This is a genomic window from Stenotrophomonas sp. 05L413 (assembly GCF_056397945.1).
In genome coordinates this window covers 42,360-67,523 of sequence record NZ_JBFTOL010000002.1, presented here as the reverse complement: position 1 = coordinate 67,523, position 25,164 = coordinate 42,360, and the positions used below count along the sequence as shown (strand labels likewise).

21 protein-coding genes are annotated in these 25,164 nt (G+C 67.4%); 6 read left to right on the top strand and 15 right to left on the bottom strand.

What is annotated here, in order from left to right; all coding sequences use genetic code 11:
* Positions 1-2: 2 nt before the first annotated feature.
* From AC1DIQ_RS05095 to fusA, 4 genes are all read right to left on the bottom strand, one after another.
* The gene (locus tag AC1DIQ_RS05095) at positions 3-2,756 is read right to left on the bottom strand and encodes a tetratricopeptide repeat protein (protein WP_478049540.1); all 2,754 of its coding nucleotides are present in this window, start codon (positions 2,754-2,756) and stop codon (positions 3-5) included.
* Positions 2,757-2,789: 33 nt separating this feature from the next.
* Complete coding sequence (locus AC1DIQ_RS05090; protein WP_183073619.1) at positions 2,790-3,347, bottom strand: ECF-type sigma factor; 558 nt, start codon at positions 3,345-3,347, stop codon at positions 2,790-2,792.
* Positions 3,348-3,465: 118 nt separating this feature from the next.
* Positions 3,466-4,392 (bottom strand): M14 family metallopeptidase, encoded by a 927-nt coding sequence (locus tag AC1DIQ_RS05085; RefSeq protein WP_121036800.1) that lies wholly within the window; start codon positions 4,390-4,392, stop codon positions 3,466-3,468.
* A 165-nt stretch (positions 4,393-4,557) separates the two neighbouring features.
* On the bottom strand, positions 4,558-6,600 hold the full coding sequence (fusA, locus tag AC1DIQ_RS05080; RefSeq protein ID WP_478049539.1) for an elongation factor G: 2,043 nt from the start codon (positions 6,598-6,600) through the stop codon (positions 4,558-4,560).
* Between the two features lie 574 nt (positions 6,601-7,174).
* On the opposite strand from fusA, the gene AC1DIQ_RS05075 reads away from it, so the two are divergent.
* Both AC1DIQ_RS05075 and AC1DIQ_RS05070 read left to right on the top strand, forming a co-directional pair.
* Positions 7,175-9,373 carry a TonB-dependent siderophore receptor gene (locus tag AC1DIQ_RS05075; RefSeq protein ID WP_478049538.1) on the top strand — a complete coding sequence of 733 codons (2,199 nt, stop codon included), beginning with the start codon at positions 7,175-7,177 and terminating at the stop codon, positions 9,371-9,373.
* 354 nt (positions 9,374-9,727) lie between these two features.
* Complete coding sequence (locus AC1DIQ_RS05070; protein ID WP_478049537.1) at positions 9,728-9,943, top strand: hypothetical protein; 216 nt, start codon at positions 9,728-9,730, stop codon at positions 9,941-9,943.
* 84 nt (positions 9,944-10,027) lie between these two features.
* Here AC1DIQ_RS05070 and AC1DIQ_RS05065 read toward each other — a convergent pair whose 3' ends face one another.
* From AC1DIQ_RS05065 to AC1DIQ_RS05035, 7 genes are all read right to left on the bottom strand, one after another.
* Complete coding sequence (locus AC1DIQ_RS05065; protein WP_259260864.1) at positions 10,028-10,795, bottom strand: heme ABC transporter ATP-binding protein; 768 nt, start codon at positions 10,793-10,795, stop codon at positions 10,028-10,030.
* The gene (locus AC1DIQ_RS05060) at positions 10,792-11,826 is read right to left on the bottom strand and encodes a FecCD family ABC transporter permease (RefSeq protein ID WP_478049703.1); all 1,035 of its coding nucleotides are present in this window, start codon (positions 11,824-11,826) and stop codon (positions 10,792-10,794) included. Before AC1DIQ_RS05060 ends, AC1DIQ_RS05065 begins: the two co-directional genes overlap by 4 nt.
* Positions 11,827-11,846: 20 nt before the next feature.
* Positions 11,847-12,881: a heme/hemin ABC transporter substrate-binding protein gene (locus tag AC1DIQ_RS05055; RefSeq protein ID WP_478049536.1), complete on the bottom strand. Its 1,035-nt coding sequence runs from the start codon at positions 12,879-12,881 to the stop codon at positions 11,847-11,849.
* Positions 12,882-12,950: 69 nt separating this feature from the next.
* Positions 12,951-14,333, bottom strand: a complete 1,383-nt coding sequence (locus AC1DIQ_RS05050) for a YncE family protein (protein WP_478049535.1) — start codon at positions 14,331-14,333, stop codon at positions 12,951-12,953.
* Between the two features lie 121 nt (positions 14,334-14,454).
* Positions 14,455-15,462, bottom strand: coding sequence for an alpha/beta hydrolase (locus AC1DIQ_RS05045; protein ID WP_478049534.1), 1,008 nt, complete (start codon positions 15,460-15,462; stop codon positions 14,455-14,457).
* Positions 15,463-15,544: 82 nt separating this feature from the next.
* Positions 15,545-16,360, bottom strand: coding sequence for a hypothetical protein (locus AC1DIQ_RS05040; protein WP_478049533.1), 816 nt, complete (start codon positions 16,358-16,360; stop codon positions 15,545-15,547).
* Between the two features lie 26 nt (positions 16,361-16,386).
* The gene (locus tag AC1DIQ_RS05035) at positions 16,387-16,947 is read right to left on the bottom strand and encodes a TetR/AcrR family transcriptional regulator (RefSeq protein WP_259462067.1); all 561 of its coding nucleotides are present in this window, start codon (positions 16,945-16,947) and stop codon (positions 16,387-16,389) included.
* 122 nt (positions 16,948-17,069) lie between these two features.
* On the opposite strand from AC1DIQ_RS05035, the gene AC1DIQ_RS05030 reads away from it, so the two are divergent.
* Entirely contained in the window at positions 17,070-17,675 is a 606-nt protein-coding gene (locus tag AC1DIQ_RS05030) for an NAD(P)H-dependent oxidoreductase (protein WP_282262948.1), read from the top strand.
* A 76-nt stretch (positions 17,676-17,751) separates the two neighbouring features.
* Here AC1DIQ_RS05030 and AC1DIQ_RS05025 read toward each other — a convergent pair whose 3' ends face one another.
* Complete coding sequence (locus tag AC1DIQ_RS05025; protein ID WP_478049532.1) at positions 17,752-18,282, bottom strand: hypothetical protein; 531 nt, start codon at positions 18,280-18,282, stop codon at positions 17,752-17,754.
* 144 nt (positions 18,283-18,426) lie between these two features.
* On the opposite strand from AC1DIQ_RS05025, the gene AC1DIQ_RS05020 reads away from it, so the two are divergent.
* A complete protein-coding gene (locus tag AC1DIQ_RS05020; RefSeq protein WP_478049531.1) occupies positions 18,427-20,595 on the top strand; it encodes a glycoside hydrolase in 2,169 nt (722 codons plus the stop codon).
* Positions 20,596-20,654: 59 nt separating this feature from the next.
* Here AC1DIQ_RS05020 and AC1DIQ_RS05015 read toward each other — a convergent pair whose 3' ends face one another.
* Together AC1DIQ_RS05015 and AC1DIQ_RS05010 are read right to left on the bottom strand one after the other, a co-directional pair.
* Positions 20,655-22,100: an amidohydrolase family protein gene (locus AC1DIQ_RS05015; protein WP_478049530.1), complete on the bottom strand. Its 1,446-nt coding sequence runs from the start codon at positions 22,098-22,100 to the stop codon at positions 20,655-20,657.
* 122 nt (positions 22,101-22,222) lie between these two features.
* The gene (locus tag AC1DIQ_RS05010) at positions 22,223-22,828 is read right to left on the bottom strand and encodes a glutathione S-transferase family protein (RefSeq protein ID WP_478049529.1); all 606 of its coding nucleotides are present in this window, start codon (positions 22,826-22,828) and stop codon (positions 22,223-22,225) included.
* Positions 22,829-22,924: 96 nt separating this feature from the next.
* Here AC1DIQ_RS05010 and AC1DIQ_RS05005 point away from each other — a divergent pair, with 96 nt between their 5' ends.
* Entirely contained in the window at positions 22,925-23,944 is a 1,020-nt protein-coding gene (locus AC1DIQ_RS05005; RefSeq protein WP_478049528.1) for a helix-turn-helix transcriptional regulator, read from the top strand.
* Positions 23,945-23,997: 53 nt separating this feature from the next.
* A complete protein-coding gene (locus AC1DIQ_RS05000) occupies positions 23,998-24,891 on the top strand; it encodes a LysR substrate-binding domain-containing protein (protein ID WP_478049527.1) in 894 nt (297 codons plus the stop codon).
* Here the strand turns inward: AC1DIQ_RS05000 and AC1DIQ_RS04995 are convergent.
* Positions 24,884-25,156 (bottom strand): hypothetical protein, encoded by a 273-nt coding sequence (locus tag AC1DIQ_RS04995; protein WP_259260879.1) that lies wholly within the window; start codon positions 25,154-25,156, stop codon positions 24,884-24,886. The genes AC1DIQ_RS05000 and AC1DIQ_RS04995 overlap by 8 nt on opposite strands.
* Positions 25,157-25,164: the final 8 nt, after the last annotated feature.

Sequence of the window (25,164 nt, the reverse complement as noted above, 5' to 3'; positions counted from 1 at the left end):
GCCTAACCCTTGAGGCGCTCCTCCAGCGCATGCAGTCGCTGCAGATAGGGTGCGCCGGGCACCAGCTCTGCCTCCAGCAGTGGCTTGGCCTGCGCGATCTGCCGGCGCGCAGCCTCCCGCTCGCCGTTGGCCTGCAGCGCCTCGGCCAGCGGTACGCGGTAGCGTGCCACGGACGGCGCTTCTGCCCCGAACAACGCAACATTGCCCTCCAGCACCGCGCGCCAGCGGGTCGCCGCCAAGGCGGCCTGCCCGGCACGCAGCGCCGCTTCGGCCTGCATCTGCTGGTAGCGCAGCTGCAACGGCGGCGACATCGACGGTACGATCGGCGCCATCGCAAGCAGCGCCTGCTCTGCCTGCGCCGATTGCCCGCGGTGGATCATCCACTCGATCTCGCCCAGGTGCGAAATGCGCAGATCCGGCGCGTCGGCCGGGCTGATCCGCTGCCAGATCGGCAACACGCGCTGGATCAGCGGGCCGGCCTGGTCGGCACGACCGCTGCGCATCAGCAGCCGCGCCAGGTTCATCTCTGCCCGAAGGCTGGAAGGCTTGTCCGGCCCCAGGACCTGGCGGCGGATCGCCAGCGAGCGCCGGTACAGCTGCTCCGCCTTGCCCATATCGCCGCGGGCTTCTTCCAGGTTGGCGTAGTTGTTGAGGTTGATCGCGTGGTCGATGCTGTCTTCGCCACTGGTGAGCGCACTGATGCGCAGACAGGTATCAAAGCCCTCCGCACTCTCCGTGTAACGACCGAGATCCATGTGCAGCAAGGCCAACTCGCAGTACGCCAGGGCCGTGCGGGAACTGTCCTGTCCATACAGCTGCAGGCTGAGATCGCGCGACTGCAGCAGCAGCGGTGCAGCCTCGTTCGGCTTGCCGCCTTCCTGCAGGGTCATGGCCAGTGCGTGCAGTCCGTGCTGGTAATCGGCACTGGTCTCACTGCGGCGCCGTTTGATCTCCAGCGAGTCGCGCAGCAGCTGCTCGGACTTGTCCAGCTCACCGCGGTTGCGGTACATCAGCCCCATGTTCTGCATCACCGTGGCGGTGCCGCCTTCCGTGCCCGGCTCGCGGACGGTGCTGCGCATTGCCAGCGACTGCTGGAACGCCGCCTCGCTCTCGGGATAGCGTTCCAGCTGGCTGTAGGCCAGGCCCAGCGAGTTCAGCACATGTGCGCGCGTGCGTGCATCGTCTTCGCGATCAAGCAGCTGCAGCGCACGTTCGGCGTACTTCAGGCCTTCTTCGCCCCGCTTGCCGTTGCTCATCTCCACCGACAGATCGCTGTAGGTCTGCGCCGCCAGGCGCGCGCGATCGACCGACGGCGATGCCAGGCCTTCAGCCGCGCTGCGCAGCAGCGTCTCGGCCTGCTTGGGCAGGCCGATGTTCTGGTACGCGCGCCCCAGCACGCTCTGCAGGCGCGCCCGCAACGCCGGCGAATCGGCCAGCTCCGCATCGACCTGCGCCGCGCTGGCATCGAGCACTGCGCGTGCACTGACATCTTCGGTGCCGCGTGCACCGCGCTCGCGCGGATCGGCGGCATCGAAGGCGGCGACCAGGAACTCGCTGACCTGCTCGGCGATCGCCGCTTCTTCCTGAGCGCGCGCACTGGATTCGCTCAATCGCCAGACGAAGCCGCCCGCCATGGCCGTCACCGCGACGGCCACGCCGGCCGCCTGCCAGTGCCGACGCAGCCACCGGTGCGTGCGGTAGCCCGCTCGCCCGCCTCGCGCCCGCACCGGGTGATGCGTCCGCCAGCGCTCGATGTCATCCGCCAGCGCCTCCACCGAGCCATAGCGCTGGGCGTTGTCACGTGCGCTGGCCTTGGCCGCGATCGCATCGAGGTCTCCCTCCAGGTGCTTTCGCCACGCGCACGATGGCCGCGCCCAGCGGCTGGGCAACGGAACCGCGGCACCCGCCGGCTGCCCATCATGGCCAAGCCGGCGATCGGCCAGCATCTCGACCAGGATCACACCGAGGCTGTACACGTCGGTGGTGACACCCACCGGCTCGCCCGCAATCAGTTCAGGGCTGGCGTAGACCGGCGTGTAGAAACGGTCGGCGCGGGACTCGGCTGCGCTGTCCAGCCAGCGTGCGATGCCGAAATCCAGCAGCACCGGCTCGTTGTCCGCGCGCACCAGGATATTGCTGGGCTTGAGATCGCAGTGCACGACCAGGCGTGCGTGCGCGGCCTGCACCGTACGGCAGATCCGAACGAACAGCTGCAGGCGCTGGGAAAGATCGAGCGGACGGTCACAGCAGGCGCGGTCCAGTGGCTCGCCGTCCACGTACTCCATCACCAGATAGGGTCGGCCGGAAGGGGTGCTGCCACCGTCGTACAACCGGGCGATGTTGGGGTGCTCCAGCCCGGCCAGCATCTGCCGCTCGGCGGCCAGGCGCTGGCTGATCTCGGTCGTCGCCAAGCCGCGAAGCAACTTGATCGCCACCCGTTGCTGGTAGGTCTCGTCAGCGCGCTCGGCGAGGAACACCGCTCCCATGCCGCCACTGGCCACGCGCCGGGTGAGCCGCCAAGGACCGATCCGTTCACCCACCTGCACATCCGGCTCGGCAAGCTGGACAATCAACTCGCGCAGGGGGCGCTGCGCGCTGTCCAGCGCCATGGTCTGCGCTTCCAGCAGCTCGATCACCTCATCCAGCAGGGCCGGATCGTTGGTCATCCGCCCCAGCTCGGTGCGCCACGCGGTCGGCGGCAGTTCGCACGCCGCATCGAACATCGTGCGCAGCTGCTGCCAGCGGTCATCCGTCATTGCCCCATCCCCCTGTCACGATAACGCCCCCGATTAGGCCAGGCGCTGATTGAGCCAAGCCTTCGCAAAGCGCAGATCGCGGTCGACCGTCGGCACCGACACCTCCAGCACGACCGCGATTTCCTGGCGGTCCATCCCGCCGAAATACATGTATTCCACCGCACGTGCGGCGCGCTCATCGTGCCCGGCGAGCTGGATCAACGCCTGGTGCAGCGCCAGGACCTCGTAGTCGCAGGTCGGCGCATAGGGCACGTCCTGATCAGCATGCGACAAGGTCAGGTTCCACGCCCCGGCCCCGCGCTTGGCTGCCGCGCCACTGCGCGCAAAATCCACCAGCACCGCGCGCATCTTCAAGGCCGCCAGCGCGAGGAAGTGCGCGCGATCCACGAACTCCACGTCCGAGCCCATCACCCGCAACAGCGCTTCATGCATCAACGCGGTCGGCCGCAGGGTCACGTCGGCATGGCGCTGGCCGATACGGGCTGCTGCCATCTCGCGCAGCGCGGGATAGATCAGATCAAACAGATGCGCCTGCGCCTGCGGATCCCCGCGCCGCCACCGGTGCAGCCACTGCGTGACATCGCCACTCATCATCCCCGCTCCCAAGACGCCAGCCTCTCCGGCCAGACGCCCCCGTCCCTGATGGCCGATGATAGCGCACGGGCGCCTTGGCACCAGCGCGCCGGCGGGGGGCGGGAACGGGGGGCGATCAGGCGCGCGGATGGGCCAGGGCGAAGTCCAGGCCGGCGCATACCGCCGCGACCTGTGCATCGTTGCATTCCTGCGGCGAGGTCCGCGGGCTGTCCGGGTACACCTCGGTGGTGGTGGCGTACAGCGCGTCGGTGAACCCGGCGCAGGCGCCGATCGAACGCGATTCGCCCCAGACCACGCCCGGTGACTGCAGCGGCATGCCGATCAGCTCGCCATTGGCGTCGGCGGGGGCGATGTGCGTGATCTTCTCCACCGCGGCGATCAACGCCTGCTGGAACGCCGGCTGCGGATCTTCGCTGTTGCCGATCACGTAGAAGCCATCGGGAATGATGTCCGGCACCAGGGCGATGCCATCGCGGGCGCAGCGCGCCGGATCGAACTCATGCAGATCGCTGTCGGTCGTTTCATGCAGGTCCAGGTGCACCAGCAGATCATCGCCACGCGCGGCCATCCAGCGCATCAACGAGGCCGCTTCTTCGATCTGGCCCTCACCGCGGAAGCTGCGGTTGGGATCGATCGCATCGGGATTCCAGCGCTGGATGCGCTCATAGCCCCACGGGCTGACGCAGGGCGCGACGATCAGATTGATACGGCCCGCATACGCCTCGGCATGCTGATCCAGGAACTGCAGCGCGCCATGCACGCCGCTGGTTTCATAGCCATGCACGCCGCCGGTCACCAGCGCGGTCGGCAGTGCCGGATCCCACGCATGGCTGACCACCGCAAACAGCGGGTAATGATCCGGCGCGTAGTCCAGCTGGCCGTACTGCACCACATCGAAACGCTCGCCCAGGCGCTCGAGCGCGGCCACCACATCGTCGTGGTAGCTGCGCTGGCGCTGCTGATTGGCGCGCCACTGGGCCCGTTCGGCATCGCCCCACGGCTGGCCGGGGGTGCCGATCGGATAAAAATGCGTGTTGCTCATGGCCGTACTCCAAGGAGAAATCCGGTCGCTGCGGCCGTTGGCTGCGTGCGACATTGCGGCAGACATTCTAGCTGCGGGCGGGCATCCGGCGCTGTGCGGACTACCAACGCTGACACGGAGAAAGAGGACCGGTTGCCCGGCCCTCTTCTCGTTCCACATCGACGGTCAGGCCGTCTGCGCCGCCTCATACCCATTCAAGCGCATGTCGCTGGACGCGCGCCCTTGGGTCAGCGAACGCAGCGAGGTGGTGTAGCCACCCAGTCGCGCCAGCGGTGCATAGCCGAGCACTTCCGCCTGCCCATCCTGGTCCTCGATCGAGGCCACCCGCCCGCTGCGGCGGTTGAGGTCGCCCACCACATCGCCGACGTTCGCCGACGGCGCGTGGATGGCGATCTCCATCACCGGCTCCAGCAGCTGCGTGCCCGCCTCGGCCAGCGCGGCTTTCACCGCCTCACTGCCAGCGCGGTGGAAGGCCATGTCCGAGGAGTCCTTGACATGGGTCTGGCCATCGACCAGCGTCACCTCGATACCGACCACCGGATGGCCCAGCGGGCCTTCGCCCAATGCCGCGCGAACGCCCTTCTCCACCGCGTTGACGAACCCGCGCGGGATCGCACCCCCGACGGTGCGGTCGACGAAGGTCACCTCGCCATCCTCGCGCGGCGTCACATCGATCAGCACCTGGGCGAACTGGCCCTGGCCGCCGGTCTGCTTGGCGATCTTGCCTTCCACCCGCTGCACCGCACGCTTCGGCGTTTCCTGATAGGCCACACGCGGCTCGCCGGTGCGGATGGTGACGCCCCACTCCGTGCGCAGGCGCTCGACCATCACCTCCAGATGCAGCTCGCCCATGCCCCAGATCAGGGTTTCACCGCTGTCCGCATCGGTCTCGACCCGGAACGACGGATCCTCCTGCGCCAGGCTGGCCAATCCTTGGCTGATGCGGATCAGGTCCGAGGCCTTCTCCGCCGTCAACCGCCATGCCAGCACCGCATGCTGCGCCTGGATCGTATCGAGCAGCAGCGGGCGCGAGGGTGCACTCAGCGTTTCACCGCTGACCGCATCCTTCCAGCCCAGCACCGCGACGATGTCACCGGCCACGGCCTGCTTGATGTCGTGGGTCTGGTCGGCCTGCACCCGCACCAGGCGACTGACCCGTCGCCCCTGCGGATGCTGCGAACTGGCCAGCGCGTCGCCCACCTTCAGCGTGCCCGAATACACCCGCACGAAGCTCAGCGCACCGTGGTTCTGGTGCGTGATCTTGAACAGCAACGCCGCAAGCGGGCCCTCCGGGTCCGGTGGCAGCAGCACCTCGCTGCCGTTCTCGGCGGCGACCACCGCCGGCCGATCCAGTGGCGAGGGCAGATAGTCGACCACCGCATCCAGCAGCGTCTCCACGCCCTTGCTCTTGAACGCGGAGCCGGCCAGCACCGGGACGCCAGCACCGGCCAGGGTGCCGCGACGGATCGCCGCGCGCAGCTGTGCGTTGTCGATCACCGCGCCCTCCAGCCACGCCTGTGCCAGCACGTCGTCGGCATCGGCCACGGCCTCGATCAGCGCTTCGCGCTGCGGCAGCCACTGCGCCGCCTCATCGGTCGTCCAGGCATGACGCAGGGCGGTGCCCTTGTCATCCCACTGCACGGTGCTGCGGTCGACCAGGTCCACCCAGCCATTGAACTGGCTTTCGGTCCCGATCGGCACGCCCAGCGCCCACGGCGTCGCACGCAGTTTCTCGCGCAGTTGGGTCAGCACGCGTTCGAAGGACGCACCGGTGCGGTCCATCTTGTTGGCGAAGGCGATCAGCGGCACCCCGTGGCGACGCGCCTGGCGCCAGACCGATTCGGACTGGGGCTGCACGCCATCCACTGCGGAGAACACCGCGACCGCGCCATCCAGCACGCGCAGGGAGCGCTCCACTTCGATCGCGAAATCGATGTGGCCGGGGGTGTCGATCAGGGTCAGGTGATGGATGGGCTGGTCGCGCGGTGCCCAATGGGCCTGCACGGCCGCCGCGCCGATGGTGATGCCACGCTCGCGCTCGATCGCCGAGAAATCGGTGGTCGCCGCGCCGTCATGCACCTCACCGACGCGATGGATCTCGCCGGTTTTCCACAGCAGCCGCTCGGTGAGTGTGGTCTTGCCGGCGTCGATGTGGGCAATGATGCCGAGGTTGCGCCGGAGGGTAAGGGTCTGGGTATGGGTGTTCATGGGATAGGTCTCGCTGCCAACATCGGGGAGCCGCACGCCGCCGTTGGCTAACGGGCGTGCGGCCAGGTTTGGGGCTCGGCGATCTGGTGCATGGCACGTTCTCCTTCAAACAGTTCTGCTGCGTGGAAACGAAAAGAGCGCCCGGTGGGCGCTCTGCGTGGGGTCCAGGGTGACCGGTATTCCGGTCAGCAGCCTCGCACTCCGATTGGCAGACGCGCCCGTGCCGCGACATCGCGGGTCAGGGTAAAAAACGTCAGAAGCGGCATCGAAGTCATGAGGGTCACCTGGGGTGTAGCCGGCATTGTAGACCTCTGATGGCCGGCAACAAGCCCCAATTAGCACCACCATTGCAACACTGATCGTCATTTACACACATTTACACCATTCATGGCGGGGGATTCTGGGTCGGCCCACCCCGCATGTGCGAATGTGTCGCAATTGCGAATGGGGCGACAATCCTTAAAATGGGGCCATATGCGTCGCCTTGACGACGCCCGCGAGGCTGGCGCCACCCGACCCCGGAAGCCGAGCCAGCGCCCGCGCCCCCTTCCTCCGCGTTGTCGAGTTGTTGCCCATGCCCTGCTCCCTGACCCTGTATCCGCGCCGGTTGCGCCCCAACCTGCTGGCCCTGGCCTGTCTGGCCGCTGCGATCGTTCCCACCGCCCACGCCCAGACCGCCACCGATCTGGACGCCGTACGCGTCAATGCCTACCGGGCGGCCAACAGCACCAGCGGCGCGACCAAGACCAGCACCGCGCTGGCCGAAACCTCGCAGTCGGTCTCGGTGATCGAGCGCGCCGAACTGGATGCTCGTGGCGTGCAGTCGCTCAACGATGCGATGCGCTATGTCGCCGGCGTCAGCCTGGAAAGCTCGGGCATCGACAACCGCGTGGACGATTTCCGCATCCGCGGGTTCGATGCCGGCAGCTGGTCCAACAACGTCACCCTGGATGGCATGCGCGCACCGCAGGGCAGCCAGTGGAACCGCAGCATGTTCGACAGCTGGAACCTGGAGCGGGTGGAAGTGCTCAAGGGGCCGTCCGCCGTGATGTATGGCCAGGTGGCCCCGGGCGGCATGGTCAACCAGGTCAGCAAGACCCCCACCCCCGACCAGGTGCAGCAGTTGCGCCTGGGTGTGGATGGGCATGGCCAGTACAGCGCCGCGTTCGACGTAGGCGCCGGCACGGCCGGTGATGATCACCTGTTCCGCCTGGTCGGCCTCTATCGCGATGGCCAGACCCAGATCAAGCACACCGCGCAGGAGCATTGGTTCCTTGCCCCCAGCTACACCTGGCAGCTCGCCGAGCGCAGCCGCCTGACCCTGCTGGGCCTGTACCAGAAGGACGATGGCGGCTCGACCTACCAGTTCCTGCCGGCCGCCGGCACGCTCCATCCGACGGCGTCGGGCTACATGAAGAACAGCACCTTCATCGGCGAGCCGGACTGGAACACCTTCAACCGCACGCTGTGGACGGCCGGCTGGATGTTCGAGCACCAGTTCAACGACCACCTCACGCTGACCCAGAGCGCGCGCCGCACGCATGTCGATTCGCTGTTCCGCAGCGTGGTCACCTTCGGCGCGCTGAATGCCGATGGCCGTACCCAGAACCGTCGCGGCGTGATGGGTACCGGCGACTCCGATGGCGATACCTTCGATACCCGCCTGCAGGCGCGTTTCAGCACCGGCGCGGTGGATCACACCGTGCTGCTCGGCTGGGACTGGCAGCGTGCGGACTGGGAGGGCGTGCGCAGTGCCATGAGCAGCCCGCGCCCGATCGACATCTTCAACCCGGTGTATTCGACCTACCGCCCGACGGTGAGCACGGAAACCCCGACCGCCGGCATCAACCGGCAGAGCGGCGTCTACCTGCAGGACCAGGTGGCGCTCGGCAACTGGCGGATGACGTTCGGCGGTCGCTACGACTGGACCAAGGACGACAGCAGCAGCGCCAACCGCAACATCGCCACCGGCATCTCCACGCCGGGCGGGCGCAATGTGATCAAGAGCGAGGCCTTCACCGGTCGCGCGGGCGTGCTGTATGTATTCGAGAACGGTCTGACCCCGTATGTGAGCTACGCCGAATCGTTCCAGCCGTCGACCAAATCGCCGTTGGACAGCTTCACCCAGACCGCATTCGAGCCGGTGACCGGCTCGCAGTGGGAAGCCGGCCTGAAGTATCAGCCGACTTCGGTGGATGGGTTGGTGACGTTGTCGGTGTACGACCTGCGCCAGCAGAACATGATCGTGGATGATCCAGTGGCGTCGCATCGCAACTGCGGCGCGACCGGCACCGCCACCTGCTCGATCCAGGGCGACGAGGGCCGCGTGCGCGGCATTGAACTGGAAGGCCGGATCACGCCGATCGAGGGCTTCAGCCTGATCGGCGCCGCGTCCCGAATGGACTCGGAGATGACGCGTTCGGCGCCCTACCAGGGCAAGGAACTGGCAATGGTGCCCGACTACAGCGCCTCGTTCTGGGCGGACTACACCTTCCAGGCCGGCGCGCTGCAGGGCCTGAGCCTGGCCGCGGGCGCGCGCTACAACGGCGTCAGCTACGGCGACAGCGCCAACCTGTACCGGATCCCGTCCTACACGCTGTTCGATGCGGCGATCCGCTATGACGTGGGCCAGATCGGCAGCACCCAAGTGCAGCTGGCACTCAACGCCAGCAACCTGGCTGACAAGCGTTTCGTATCGACCTGCACCGGCGTGTCGTCGTGCTACTACGGCAGCGGCCGCACCGTGATGGCGACCGCGCGCTTCGGCTGGTAATCCTTCATCGATGGGGCCGGCCACTGGCCGGCCCCGTCACACCGTCAGCGCGCCGGTCACCACCCCCAACGGAACCAGGCTGGCATGAGGCCAGTAAAGTGCCAGTTCGCCTCGCGGTTTCGGGCTGCTTACGACATCTCTTGCTCATATATCAGCAAGATCGGTATCGGCACTTTCATTTTTCTGGGCGTCCGTAATACCTGTTTCGATTCTGCGCCTACATCGGTATTTCTCAATGCCATGACGCTACAGATCGGCGTGCCACGCAGCAGCGGGTATTAATGGGGAGTTCATTGCCAAACACAGACCTTCGAGCAACAGGGGGCTACACCCCACCCACCGGAGGAACCTGCGATGAAATCGATTGTCACGCTTGCCGTGTCAGCGGCGCTGGTGAGCCTTGCCGGCTGCTCGCATTTTGATGATGGCAGGCACCACGGCAGCCAGGCGTCCGAACGCGCCCGTGCGCCCGAACGCGCCAATGTGTCCGAACGCCCCCGTGTGTCCGAACGCCCCCGCGTGGGAGAAGAGGCACGCGTCATTCGCAGCCGCGATGACTTCCGGCAATGACGCGCTGAGCATCAGCGTCGTTGGTCGTGTCGGCCGCTCGCGGGCACCGGCGACATCGCGATGGCGCCGGGGTAACTCCCGGCGCTACGCGTCGGTCACCACCACCAACGGAACATCGCGCTGCGGATGCCGCAGCACCAGCACCGGCTGCTGGTAGACACGCTCGATGTGCTCGCGCGTCAGCACCTCGGTCGGCGTGCCATCGGCCGCCACGCGACCCTGTTCCAGCAACACGATCCGGTCCGCATACGCGGCGGCCAGATTCAGATCATGCAGCACCACGATCACGCAGGCGCCGGCATCGGCCAGGTCGCGGACCGCGCGCAGCGTGCGCTCCTGATGACGCAGATCCAGGGCAGCCGTCGGCTCATCCAGCAGCAGCAACGGGGTGTCCTGGGTCAGCACCCGAGCGAAGGTCGTACGCGCCGCCTCGCCACCGGAGAGGTGTTCCACTTCCCGCTCGATCAACGCATGCAGGTCCGCCCGCGCCAGCGCATCGGCGATGCAGGCCGCATCTTTGACCGGATCCGGCGGATGCGGCAGCCGCCCCATCGCCACCACTTCATGCACACGGAAGGCGAACCGCACCGCGTGCTCCTGCGGCATGACCGCGCGCTCGCGTGCCAGCGGCTTGGCTTTCCAGTCCGCCAGCGCCTGCCCACGCAGCAGCACCTTGCCCTGCTCCGCTTCCAGATCGCCTGCGGCCACCGCCAGCAACGTCGACTTGCCCGCGCCGTTCGGCCCGACCAGCGCCGTGACCGTGCCCGGGACGAAATCCAGCGTGATGTCATCCAGAATGCGCCGCGCGCCGCGGCTCAACTGCACCGACTGCAACTGCAGCAGCGCGCTCATGCGCCGCTCCGGTGGCGCTGACGCATCACCAGCCACAGGAAGAACGGCGCACCCAGCGCGGCCGAGAACAGGCCCAGCGGAATCTCCGACGGCGGATCCAGCGTGCGTGCGGCGGTGTCGGCGACCACGATCAGCAACGCACCGGCGACGGCCGAGACCGGCAGCAGCCAGCGATGGCCGGGGCCGACCAGCAGACGCACAACGTGCGGCACCACCAGACCCACGAAGCCGATCGAGCCTGCAAAGGCGACGGCGGCACCGACCAGCAGCGCGCTGAAGGCAATCAACTTGAGCCGCGTGCGCTTCACATCCAGCCCCAGGTGCTGGGCCTGGCGCTCACCGAGCGCGAGCATGTCCAAGGGGGTGGCCAGCCGCAGCAGCGCGATCGTGCCGAGCACGAACACCGGTGCCACCGCGACCACATCCATCCAGTCGGCCTGGGCCAACGAGCCCATCTGCCAGAACACCAGCGATTGCAGCTCGCTCTCGCTGGCGATGTAGGTCAGGAACCCGATCATCGCCGAGCAGAATGCCGCGATCGCAATGCCGACCAGCAGCAATGTCGCCGTGCCGGTGCCCTGCCCCGGCCGCGCCAGCAGATACGTCAAGGTGATCGCACCACCGGCACCGGCGAACGCCGCCAGCGGCAGCGTCCACACACCGAAGGCGCCGGCACCCAGCACGATCGCCGAGACCGCGCCCAAGGCAGCGCCCTGGGTCACGCCGACAATGCCGGGGTCGGCCAGCGGATTACCGAACAACCCCTGCAGGCTCGCACCGGCCATCGCCAGTGCGGCGCCCACCATCGCACCCAGCAAGGCACGCGGAATGCGCAGCTGCCAGACCACCGCCAGATCGCGGGTACTGACGCTGGCTGGATCGACCAGCCCCAGCTTCACGCCGATCGCCTGCAGCACCTCCATCGGCGGCAGCCGCAACGGGCCCACGGCGAACGAGGCAATGACGGCGATCAGCAACCCCACCGCCGCCCAGATCAATACGGTCGCGCCGCGCCGGCGCGCAGGACTCAATATCGCCATGCCTCAGGCACTCACGGGCGCGGAACGGTTGCAAATGCCGCGGCCAGCGCCACCGCACCACTGCCCGAGGCGACGCTGGCGGACTTCAACTCCACATCCGGCATCACCCACACGCGGTTGGCCGCACCGGCCGGCGTCTGCCGGAGCGTCGGATAGGCGCGCCACAGCCCGGCCTGCCCACCAAACAGGGCCAAATCGTTCTCGGTCACCAGGATGACATCGGGCGCCGCAGCCACCACGCCCTCGTTGCTCAGCGCGGAATAATTGGCGACCCCGGCTTCGTCGCCGATGTTGATGCCACCGGCCAGCGTGATCAGCTTGCCCGAGGCGCTGTCCGAGCCGGCCACCGTCGGCGCGCCGCCGGCACCGGTCGCGGACACGTGTATCACGCGCGGGTGCCATGCCAATGCGGCACCACTGGCCTTGGCCGCATCCAACTGCGACTGCACTTTCGTGGCCAGCGCGTCACCCTGCTCGGCCATGCCGACCGCGGCGGCGACCTTGCGCACCTTGTCCGCGGCCGGCTGCAGATCGTCGACGATCACCGCCGCTTCGCCTGCACCGCGCAGCTTGGCGGCCAGATCGGAATGGCGGCGCAGGCTGTTGCCCAGGAACAGGGTGCCCTGCAGGCTCAACACGCCTTCCACACCGGTGGTGCGGTTGAACAGAAATTGTTTGGGGGCGTTGCGGCCGGACGCCGTAGCCGAGCGCAGCGGCGCGGCGTACACCTGATCGTCCAGGCCGAGCGCTTCGAGCACCGCGATGATGTCATCGCCACCGGCAATGATCTTGGAGGTATCAGTCACCGTCGTGGCCACACCGTCATCGGAGGTGACCTGTGCCGGCAACTGCTGGGTGGCGCCGTCGATATCCGGCACGTCCACGCCCGCTACGCGCTGCCAGCCCTCCGGCAGTGCTTCGGCGCCCTGCACGGCGGGTGCCGCGGCGGTATCGGCAGCCGGCGCGGCAGGCTCTTTCGAGCACCCGGCGATCACCGCGACCAGGGACAGCGCCAGCAGGCTGCGGCGCACAACAATCAACTTCATGGCAGTTCCTCTTCCATCAGAACGGCGGGGCTGTTCGCCCCGCCGCCAGTGCAACGCACTGCGCGAACCTCAGTTCGCGCGGGTGCTGATGCGGGTGATGCGGTCGCCCTTGGGATCCTGGGCATCACGCGACTTGTTGACGGCAAACACGTTGCCCTTGCCATCTTCACGCACGTGGTTGGGGAAGGTACCGCCATCCAGGTTGCCCACCACCTTGCCGTTGCCATCGACCACGGTCACCGTGCCGGCACCGCGATTGGTCACATAGGCCAGCTTGGACACCGGCTCGAAGGCGACGTTCAGCGCACCCGCGCCGACCGGCACGTCGTGCAGCACCTTGCCGCTGGCGACATCGACGATCAGCAGGTTGTCAGTGCCCTGCGAGGCCACGTACAGGCGACCTGCCGAGGCGTCATAGGCCACGCCGGAGGCACTGATCGCGTTGCCCAGATCGATGACCTTCTCGACCTTGCCGGTGGTGGTGTCGATCACGGCCGCTTCGGGCGTGCCGATGCTGACGGTGAACAGCTTGCCGGCCGCTTCATCCAGCACCAGGCTCATCGGGACGAACTTCTTGTCGTCCACGCCCGAGGCCAGGGTGATGGGCTCCAGCGGCTGCAGGGTGCGGGCATCGAACACCGAGAGATGATCCTCCCCGGCGGCCGAAGCGAACACCTTGCCATGACGACCATCGACCACGATGTCGCGGGCATGCGGTACGGCACCGACATCGAACTGGCGCACCAGCGAGAGATCCTTCTGGCGATACACAGCCACGGTGTCCTGGCGGGTATTGGTCACCCACACGTTGCCGTTGGCATCATCCACGCCCACGCCATAGACCGCGAACACCGCGCCGCCCTTGCCGCCGGGCACTTCCGCCGGGGTGATCTTGGCCGTGACCTTGAGGGTCTTCGGGTCCAGCTTGAGCAGCTGCGACTGGGTGACCGGCGGGCGACCGACGGCAGCGGTGACGAACACCGCATTGCTGGCCGCGCTGTACGCGGACTGGTACAGGCCCTGGACCAGTTTGGCCGAGGTCTGGTTGAAGTTCTGCTGGCCGCTCAGCGGCAGGTTCGGCGAGACGCGCAGCGACAGCACCGTCGCCGCGGACGGCTGGCTGGCACGCACGATCACCGGCTGCTGACCGGGCACGGCATCGGCCGGAATCGCGACGTTGCCCTTGAAGTTGCCCTCGGCATCGACCACGTACGGGGTGGCATTGAGCACCGTCTCACCGCGCAGCAGGGTGACCTGCTGGCCCGGCACGAACTGGCGGCCGATCACCTCGGCATCGCTGCCCGGCACCACGTTCTGGCCGCGGCTGACTACTTCACCACGGAAACCGTTGGCTGGGGCATCGAACACCGGCTGGGCGAACACGGTCGGGCTGGCCAGCGACAGCGCAAGGGCCAGGGTGGCGACGCGCGGGAGGGTTTTCAGGGTGTACATCAGCAGACTCCTTCTGTTGGGGGCGCGCCGGTTGGCGCGTTGTCACAGTGCTTGCCTTGGCGTGGCCGCGGTCCGTTGCGGCGGTGGCACAGGGCCACGGAACTGCCTGGGTAACGAAAAATCAGGGGGCCGGCGCGGGCGTGCCGCTGCGATCGGCGATGCCATACAACTGGCTCAGCGTCGCCTTGAGCGATGCCGGCAGCATCGGCCCATGGCCGAGGCCGGGGAATTCGCGGTACCGCACGGTCAGGCCCGGCACCTTGGCCAGGCGGGTGGCCAGCTGCTGCGCTGCATCGGGGGTGGCGCCACCAATGCGGCGCAGATGCGCGACCACGCGCGGATTGGTCATGTCACGCACGCCGCGGTTGCCGGTGCGCTCATCACCACCGAGCATCACCGTGACCTGTGCCGGCTGGCCCTGGGCGTTGGCGATGAACTGGCGCTCCATGTCGCCCAGCGGGGCGCCCTGGCTCCACCACAGTGACGGGCTGGCCGACACGTAATGCTGGAACGCGGCCGGGCGGGTATACAGCGTGCTGACCACGAACAAACCGCCCAGCGAATGGCCCCACAGCGACTGCTGCTGCAGATCGATGCTGGCACGGCGCTGCACTTCCGGCTTGATCCGGCGCTCGATCAGATCGAGAAACGCATACGCACCCCCGCCACTGGACTGCGACGTGCCGTTTTCGTCATCGGCGGTATCGATCCACGCGGTGTAATCGCGGGTGCGCGCCGGCGAATCGATGCGCAGGTCGTTGTCGTAGCCGATGAACACCAGCACCGGCGCGGCGTGCGCGGCCAAGTCGGCAAGCATCGCCTGGTCGAGCACCATCGCCGCGGCATTGCCATCGAGCATGTACAGCACCGGCGCCGGCGTGGCTGCCGCCTTCGCCGGCATGCCGACATTCACCCGCCAGCGGCGGGCGTGATCGGGGCTGTCCAGCACGAAGTGTTCGAAACGATAGCTCTGCGCCGGCTGGTCCAGCACCGTCTCACCGACCTTCTGCTCGGGATTGCGCTGCTGCGCCGAGGCCGGCGACAGCGCCGTCATGCCGATGGCGGTCGCTACGCCCAGCGTGCGCAACCACGGCGATACGGAAGAGATCAGCGACGACGAAACAATCATGACTACCCGGAGCGAGGGACGGTGCTATCGCGCCAGTGTAACTCAAATGAGAATGGGTATCACTGACGTTGCGCCACCGGGTTCAGCGCGCGCAATCGCCCGAAGCCTCGCGCGCCGCACCTACCGTCGCGCCGCCCTTGCCACTGGCGGACATCCAGCCCTTCAACGACATCGTGTCCGGCACGCTCTCCGCCATGGGCGCCGCAGCGATCGCCAGTTCGCGCGATGTACCTACCGGATCCAGTTCGGCCAGGCGTGCCGCCTTGTCACCGTCGGTGCTGACGGTGTCATCCGAGCCGGACGGCGGCGTCCTGGTGGTGTTCTCCGTCTTGGTCAGTTTGATCCGGATCTCGCCGCCGGCCGCATGGGTGATCGCTACCGCGTACAGCTCCTTGCCATAGGCCCAGGACGTCTCGCGCTGCGCTGTCGATGTCTGTCCTTCGGCAGGCAGCGCCAGGGCATCACCTGTGATCCCCTGCACCATCGCCATGCCCCCCATCACCGCCATGTACATGCCGTACGCACGCATCTGCTTCTCTTCCGGGGTCTTCGCCGCAGGCGCACCCGGCCAGTTCGCCTCGAGATTCAGGTGCGCCTTTCCCTTGCACAGGGTCAGCACGACCGGCTGACCCTCACCGTCGCCGAGGCTGATCAGGCTGTCGCCGTTGCGGAACTGCTGCACACGCCCGACCAGTGATGCACCGCTCGCCGGCACTTGGTTGACCTGCACACTCGAGGCCGCCTCAAGGCGCGCATTCAACGAAACCGTCGCAGCGGTCGCTGGCAACGCCGCACCGATCGCGGCGGCAAGTGCAAGAACAGGCAGGCAAACGCGCATGGCATCCAGTCCAACAGGGCGGGACATCATACGCGCCTGATCCTCCGCGGCGCCGAGCATGACACTGCCAAACAGACGTAAAGCGCTCAGCCGCGCGCAACCATCGCAACGATCGTCGCCGCCAGTTCGCGCACGGCCTGCTCAGGGCTGATGTCGCCCGTCGTCGCCGCAGACGAGAGCCCTTCGGCCGCGCCCAACATGCCCCATAGGCCTGCCAAGGGCAGCGCGCCCGCCGGCGCGAACGGTGAGAGCAGCGCGCGGCACTGTTCGAGGAACACCACGTCGTACTCGCGCTTGATGCGCGCCAGCTCGGGGGAACCGGCCAGCGCGGCGATCACGCCGGGAATCTCACGCCCCTGCTTCATCACACAGGCCACGTAGGCATCGGCGATGACCTGCGCTTTCTCCGCAAGCGTCGAACCGCTGTCGGCAAACCGCGCGTCCATCACTACGCCCTGGCGCGCATCGAAATCCTGGTACAGCGCCGCCAACAGGCCGGCCCGGGTACCGAAATGGTCATACACCACCGGCTTGGTCACCCCGGCCTGCTCGGCAAGGCGCCCCAACGTCAGCGCGTCCGTGCCCTCCTCGCGAATCAGCCGCCAGGCCACTTCCAGCAACTGGCGCAGGCGGTCGTCGCGGCTCATCCGGCGGCGAGGGGCGGCAGACGCTGCTGGAGCGTGTGGACTTGACATCGCTATATACCAATCGTAGCTTACGGACCGTAACTTACCAAAAGTATACAGCCTCCCCCGCCTCCAGGAATTTCATGCATACCCTCATCGTCACCTCCCATCCCGATCCCGCCGCACTGACCCATGCCGTCGCCCGCCGGATTGCCGACGGCATCACCGGAACCACCGGCGCCACCGTCGAACTGGCCGACCTCGCTGCAGAGCGCTTTGACCCCCGCTTCACCCAGAACGACCTGAAGGGCCATCATCGCCAGGCACCCTTTCCCGCCGATGTTCTGGCCGAACAGGCCCGCCTGGACCGCGCTGACGCGCTGGTCCTCGTGTTTCCGGTCTACTGGTGGAGCATGCCGGCGCTGATGAAGGGGTGGATCGACCGGGTCTTTACCGGTGGCTGGGCCTACGACGACAGCAGCGGCCAGGGCGTCCTCAAGAAACTCGGGCACCTGCCCGTCCACCTGGTCGGCCTGGGTGGCGCCGACGAACGCACGTGGCAGAAGCGTGGCTATACCGAGGCGATGAAGACCCAGATCGACACCGGCATCTTCGACTACTGCGGCGCGCCGGTGCTGTCCTCCACGCTGTTGCTGGACACGGACCACGGCGATGCACACGCCCATCTGCAGACGGCGCATGCGCTGGGGCAGCGCATTGCCACCCTGCCTGGCGCGGGAGCCCACTGAGACGACCCGTTGCCACTGCAAAGCCCAGGCATCGCGCGCGCAATAAACAAGGCCCTGCAAACGCGGGGCCTGCTTCCTATCGGCCAGGGACATCCGGATACGGCCCCAGCGCACAATCCTGCCGCAGCCGATTGATGTTGCTGATGCGCCACTGCCCTGAACTCAACTTCACCACCTGCACATCGATGTCATTCCAGGCCGCGCCATCGGGGTAGGTCGCACGGATACGGTAGCGGACCCAGTCCTTCCGCCGCGCCACTTCGGCCGCGGGATACGATGACGACAGCGCCTCCTGTGAACCGGTCAACGGGTCGTAGTTGATGGTCGGGACCAGATCCGTCGGTGCGCCCGGCGCGTCCAGCGCCCGCTGGTAACGAACGCATCGCGCCAGCAATCCGGGGCTCAGCATCGACCGCAACGCCGGAAATGCATCTGGATACGCCGGGCCGTGTGTCGCACGAAACCCATACAGCGCGTCCACCACCGCGCGCGCAGGATCACCCGTCGCAGCGAACGCAGGCATTGTGATCGCCATCGCGATCCCCGCCAGCACGGAAACAACAGGAATACGCCTCAAACGGGGAGCCGCAGCAGCAAGCTTGCGCATCGCTCTACACCCTGCTTTACCTGACCGGATCACAATTCCAGCACATCTGCGGCCTTCGGTGCGTGCAACTGTGATGGGCCGCGCTCGACAGCCGCCGAATCAGCGCTAGGCTCGACACCGATTCGGCCCGAAGTGAGATGACCCATGCCCTTTGCCAGGCTGCTTGCCCTGTTCCTGCTGGCTGCCTCACCCGCCGCCCACGCACTCACGCTGGCCAATGCACGCTGGCAGGTGGACATCGACCCGGCGACGCTTGCAGTCACCGCCACCACCCGCGACGGCGTGGACACCGTGATCTCCTCCGCCACAGCGCGCGACACCATCCTGGACCTGGTGCAGACACCGGTGAGTGCGCAGTGGCAGCGCGGCGGCGCCACCACCATCCACGCCACACTGGAGCAGGACGCCCTGCAGCTGCGCTTTGAGCGCAGCTCCGCCGGTGTGGTGACATGGCCCACGCTGCCGACCGGTGCCGGCGCGCTGCTGCTTCCGCTGCACGAGGGCTATTACATTCCCGCCGGCGACACCGCCTGGCGCGATGAACTGCTCAGCGCATATGGGGAGGTCAATACCACCGAAGACCTGACCCTGCCCGTGATCGGCCTCGCCTGGCCGGACCGGGTGCTGTCGATCCTGTTCGCCACGCCCTTCAACAACACCGTGCGCTTCAGCGCCGATGGGGCGTCCCTCGCGCTCACCGCAGAGCACGACTTCCATCCCCTCAACCAGACCGACCCCTATGTTGTGATCGTCAACCTGGATGCCCCGGATTGGCTGGCGCCAGCCAAACGTTACCGGCAATGGCTGCAGGCGCAAGGCGGCTTCATCGCGCTCAAGGACAAACTGGCGCGTGTGCCGGACGGCGACAAACTGATCGGCGCCAGCCACCTGTACCTCTGGGGCGACCGGGTACTGGCCGAACAGGACGTGCGCGACTGGCGCCAGCTGAAAGCCCTCTTGCCGCACGCGTGGGTCGGCAAGGACAAGGAGGCACGCGAGGCAGTGACCGCCCCGCACAGCGGCCCCTATGTGCAGCAGGTGCTGGTCAGCGCCATCAACGCCGCACTGGCCGAGCAGTTCCCCGGCGAGACCGCCGATGCCCTCCAGCAGCGTCGACACGCGCTGGACGCGACGCTGGGCAAGGCCCTGCAGCCGGAAGCAGCACGCGGCGACACGGCATCGCCGCGGATGATCCACGCGCTGCGGGCCGCGGGTCTGCCACGACTCTGGCTCGGGCTGCCGGACTGGACCGCCGCCTGGGCTAGCCCGGGCGCGGTGGACACGGCCATACAGGCAGGCTATCTGGTCGCACCCTACGATTCCTATGACACCGCCCTGCCCGACGGTAACGACAATCCCGCCTGGCTCTCAGCACAACTGGGGCAGGACGCATTCGAACGCTGCGGGATCATGAAGCCCGACGGCCAACGCATCAAAGGCTTCCAGGGCAGCGGGGTGTACACCAATGCCGCCTGCGTCCGCCCGCTGATGGAACGCCGCGTACGCGCCCTGCGCGCTGATACCCCCTACAACAGCTGGTTCCTCGATGTCGCTGCCACCGGCATGCTGTTTGACGACAGCGACCCGGCCAAGCCCACTTCGCAGGCGCAGGACGCGGCGAACCGCAGTGCCGCGCTGGCCTGGCTGGCCGATAGCGAAAAGCTGGTGGTCGGCTCGGAAGTCGGCGCAGCGACGGTCAATCGCCACGTCGCCTTTGCCCACGGTGCGCAGACCGCCGGCTTCGGCTGGGGCGACCCGCAGATGCGCCGTGAACGCGCTTCGCCTTACTACCTCGGCGCGTGGGCGCCCGAGCATCAGCCGGCCTTCTTCTTCAGACAGAGCCAGCTCAAACCGCGCTACCAGCAGCTCTACTTCAACCCGTCGCGACGCCTGCCGCTGCTGCAGGCGGCCTTCCACGACAGCGTGGTCAGCACCCATCACTGGACCCTGGACAGCCTCAAGTTCCGCGAGAGCCGCAGCACCACCGAGCTGCTGCAGCAGCTGTACAACGTACCACCGCTGCTCAACCTCAGCGTCGCGACCGCCGCGTCACGGATCGCCTACCTGCGCCATCTGGACGCCTTCTTCCGGCCGCTGCATCAGGCCCTGTTCGATCAGGCGCTGGTCGACTTCCGCTGGCGCGATACCGCCGGCCAGGTGCAGCAGACTACGTTCGCCGATGGCAGCGTGATCGTGGCCAACTTCTCCGATCAACCGCAGCAGGTCGATGCGCACACCCTGCGCCCGCACAGCGCGACCGCGCGCCTTGCCGACGGCCGCACCTTCAACTTCACCTCGCCGACATTGCCGTAACCCGGCGCATTGTCCAGACCGGTGCGCGCCCACCGCACCGATGAGCGCGCTCCCCTCCATTACTCCTTCGTTTCTTCCGCCTTCCACGCCGCGACCTTCGCCCGGGTCTGGGCCAGCAACGCATCCAGCGCCTTGCGGTCATACCCCTGGCCGCGCAGCACCACGTACTGGATGCCACGCGTGGCCTCGATGTCCTCCAGCGGATTGCGCTCCAGCAACACCAGATCGGCGGCCTTGCCTGGCGCGACCGCGCCGTAGCGATCCAGCGTGCCGAACCAGGCCGGGCCTGCTCGGGTGGCCGCCGAGAGTGCCTGCGCCGGGGTCAGCCCTTCCTTGACGAACAGTGACAGTTCGTCATGCAGGCCGATGCCCGGATAGTTGAACGAGTTGAGGAAGCCCGCATCGGTGCCGGCCATGATCGTGACGCCGGCCTGCTGCAGCATCGGTAGTACGGCGGCGACCTGGTGGTATTGCTGATGGCGGGCCTGGATCTGCGCCGGGGTTGCCTTGGCGGCGCGCTCCACACGCCAGGCGTAGGTGGCCTGGAGTTTCGGGCCGATGTAGGCCAGGTAAGGATCGTCGTGGTGATCATCCTGATCCAGGAAGTCCAGGATGCGGCCGCCATTGAGCGTGGGCGTCACGAACACCCCCTTCGCTGCGAAGGCACGGTAGGCCAGCATGGCGGTGTCGCGATCAAATCCAGCATCCAGCCGTGCGTTGGCCTGCGCGCGATCAATCCGCTTGGCCGCGAAGTCCGCCGCGATGGCCGCCTCATCCTTGACACCGGCTTTGTAGGCGTAGTCCAGGTGTTCGATCGAGCTGATACCGGCATCGACGGCCTGCTGCACGGTCAACGCCATCGGGATGTGGCCGGAGGCACGCAGCCCATTGGCGCGCGCCCCGCGCACGGCAGCCAGGAACAACTCAGGCGTCAGCGTGCTGTCGGTGATCTTGACGAAATCGACGCGGTCGCGCTTGAGGCGCACGAACGCCGCATCCAGATCCGCCTGCGAGCCCACTTCAATGGTGCCCTTCCAGACCGGCCTGATGCCTTCGATCTTGGCGCCCGAGGTGAACAGCTGCGGGCCGGCCAACTGGCCGCTGGCGATCTCACCGCGCCACTGCAGCACCTGCTCGGGCAGATCGCCGGACGCATCACGGATGGTGGTGATGCCATGGGCAATGTACAGCGGCAGCAGCGCCTTGTTCTCTTCGATGAGCGCCGGCCCGCCGCCGAAGTGCACATGCATGTCCCACAGCCCGGGGATGAGGTAGCGCCCCTTGCCATCGACGTCCTGCCTGGCCCGCCATGCCTTGCGCATCGCCCGGTCATTGCCGACGGCGACGATGTCCTGACCACGGACCACGACCGTCTGGTCGGCCACCGTCGTGGCGTGCTCGACGTCGACCACGGTGGCATGCCGGATCATCAGATCCGCCTGCTCGGCCGCGAACGCGGATGGGGTCAGTGCAAGCAGCACCGGGATGGCAAGACGCAAAGACATGGAGAGCACACCGGAGAGAGAACCGGGCCACCTTACGGTCAGGCCCGGCACATTCACCAGTTAAATTTCAGCATGATGCACATGCATGATTGCGATGCTGCGCGCTGCCGGATACGGCTGCGTCAATTCTCGCCCTGCATCGCCGGGCGGGCCTGCACCCGCTGCAGCCAGGCTGCCACCGCCGGATGCGCATCCACCACCGCCCCCAGATGGATGCCGTAGCCCACCACCTGGCCTACCACCAGATCCACCAACGAGTACGCCTCGCCAAGCATCCACGACTGCTGCGACAGGCGCGCCTCCAGCAGATCCAGCAGTTCGTTGGCGGCACGGATGCCCGCCGCAGCATGCTCCACGCTGCGCAGCGCATCGTCCACGGTCGCCAGCCATACCCGCCCGAGCACTGCTGCGTAGGTGACGTACGCCCACGTGCACCAGGACATCGCCTCCAGTCGAGCCGGGGTCCCCACCGCCGGCCACAGGCCCTGGCCCACCCCGTACTGCTCGCCCAACCACAGGTGGATCGCCAGACCTTCAAACAGGGGCGTGCCGTCCACCACCAGGCACGGGACCTTGCCGTTCGGATTGATCGCCAGATACGCCGGCGTGCGCTGTTCGCCGTTGCGGATGTCGATCCTGACCCGATCGTGCGGGACGGACAGCTCGGCCAGGGCGCACGCGACCGGGGTCGCGCTGGACATGGGGTGCCAATAGAAAACGAGGGACATCGAAGAACTCCTTGAGAGGGGTGGAAAGGTGCGGCGGAACCGGTGCTGCACCGTGCGCTCAAGACTAGGCAGCATTGCGGACAGAATCGGCCCGCAATGACTGCTACGCTGCCGCGCATGCTGACCGCCTCCGCCCGCCTGCTGAGCCTGCTTTCGTTGCTGCAATCCCGCCCGCACTGGGCCGGCGGCGAGCTGGCCGAACGCGTGGCCATCCACCCGCGCACGCTGCGGCGGGACATTGATCGCCTGCGGCAGCTTGGCTACCCCATCCACGCCAGCACCGGCATCGCCGGCGGCTATGCGTTCCGCCCGGGGCGTGCATTGCCGCCGCTGTTGTTGGATGACGAGGAAGCGCTGGCGGCGGCGGTTGCGCTGCGCACCGCCGTGACCGGCACCATCAGCGGCATCGAGCAGACCGCCATCACGGCGCTGGTGAAGATCGAACAGGCCATGCCACCGCGACTGCGCCCCAGGCTGGCCGCGCTGCGTTCGACGCTCCTGCCCGCCAATCCAATCGGCCCGCAGGTGGATGCCGGGCGGCTGACCACCCTGGCCTGCGCCTGCCGCGACCAGGTCCAACTCCGCTTCGACTACACCGACCGTGAGGGCATCTCCAGTGCACGCCAGGTCGAGCCACAGGGCGTGGTGCATGCCGATCGCCGCTGGTATCTGGTCGCCTGGGATACCGGGCGCAACGACTGGCGCACCTTCCGCATCGACCGGATCGCCAGCGCACCGGTGGTGGGTGCGCACTTCGCGCCGCGCGCAGGGCCCGGAGAGGGCGATCTGCGCCAGTGGGTCGCCCGCGCGCTCTCGCTGGGCCAGCACCACGACCTGGCGCGGATCATCCTGCACGCACCGCTGTCGGTCATGCGCCAGCAGATCCCGGCATCAGCCGGAGAACTTGAGGCGGTCGATGACCGGCGCTGCCTGCTGCGCTGCGCCGCCAACCCCTTGGGCACGGTGGTGTATTGGTTGCTGGCGCTGGGTCTGGATTTCGAGGTACTGGGGCCCCCTGCACTGCACCAAGCCATGCGCGAGGCAGGTGAGCGGATCAGCCGCAGCCTGGCCCGTAGCGAACCGTCGGAGGCCTCGGCAGGCACCAACAGCACCTGACCGCATGCGCGTCGGTGTTGGCGCCGCCAGCCATTGCGATTCACAATGACGGCATGACCGCAAGTGAAAAACCGAATCGCACCCTGTTCGATCTGGACCTGCTGCGCGCCATGGTGATGGTGGCCGATTGCGCCAGCTTCACCACCGCCGCCGCGCGCCTGCACTCTACGCAATCCACCATCAGCCAGAAGATTCGTCGGCTGGAGGACATGGCTGGCCATCCACTTCTGGTGCGGGGCAACCGTGATGTGCATCCCACCGATGCAGGCCAGCTCGTGCTCGGCCATGCTCGCCAACTGCTGGCACTCAACGACCAACTGCTCGAAGCGCTGGCCGGCACCACGGTGGCCGTCACCGTCCGGCTGGGGGTTCCGGAAGACTTCGTCAGCGCCGCGACCACGCAGCTGCTTGGCGCCTTCAATCGGGAACACCCGCAGGTCAAGCTCGAAGTCACCAGCGGCCTCAGCCGCGACCTGGCCAATGGCTACGATCACGGCGAACTCGATCTGATCCTGGTCAAGCAGCGCCGCAACAGCCGCGCCGCCGTGGCCTGCTGGCCGGAGACCATGGTCTGGATCGACAGTGCCCGCAATGGCTGCATCGGCCTGGACCCGGTGCCACTGGTCACCTTTCCGCCGCGCGGGCTGTATCGCGACGACATCATCGACGCGATCGAAGCGCTCGGCCGCCGCTGGCGAATCAGCTTCACCAGTTCCAGCCTGAGCGGGATCCAGGGCGCGGTCGCCGATGGCATGGGCATCAGCCTGTTGCCGGCGCGCGCCCTGAGCCGTGAGCACACCGTGCTGGGCCCCGAACAGGGCCTGCCGCCGATCGATACGTTCGAAATCGCCCTGCTCCATCGCGCCACCGCCGACCCGCTGGTCAAGACGCTGGCACTGCGCCTGGCGGGGCTGCTCAATCAGGAGCGCGCGGGCGCGCTTACTTGAGCTGCAGCGGGTAGCGCTGCCAGAGCACGTGCACCAGGAAGCCGGTCAGTTCCGGATCCTTGGCGGTGATCGAGGCGCGGATCTTGTCCAGCAGCACCATGTCGCTGCAGTTGCGCACATCGGCGTGGCCGGCCTGACCGGCACGGCGCGCACGGTAGCGGGCCGCACGCTGTGCATCGGTCATCGCGTAGCCGAACGTGGGCGGACGGCCGCGCTTGCGCGGCAGCGTCAGTTCCAGTGTTCCGGGGTCTTGTTCATCGCGCATGACGGACG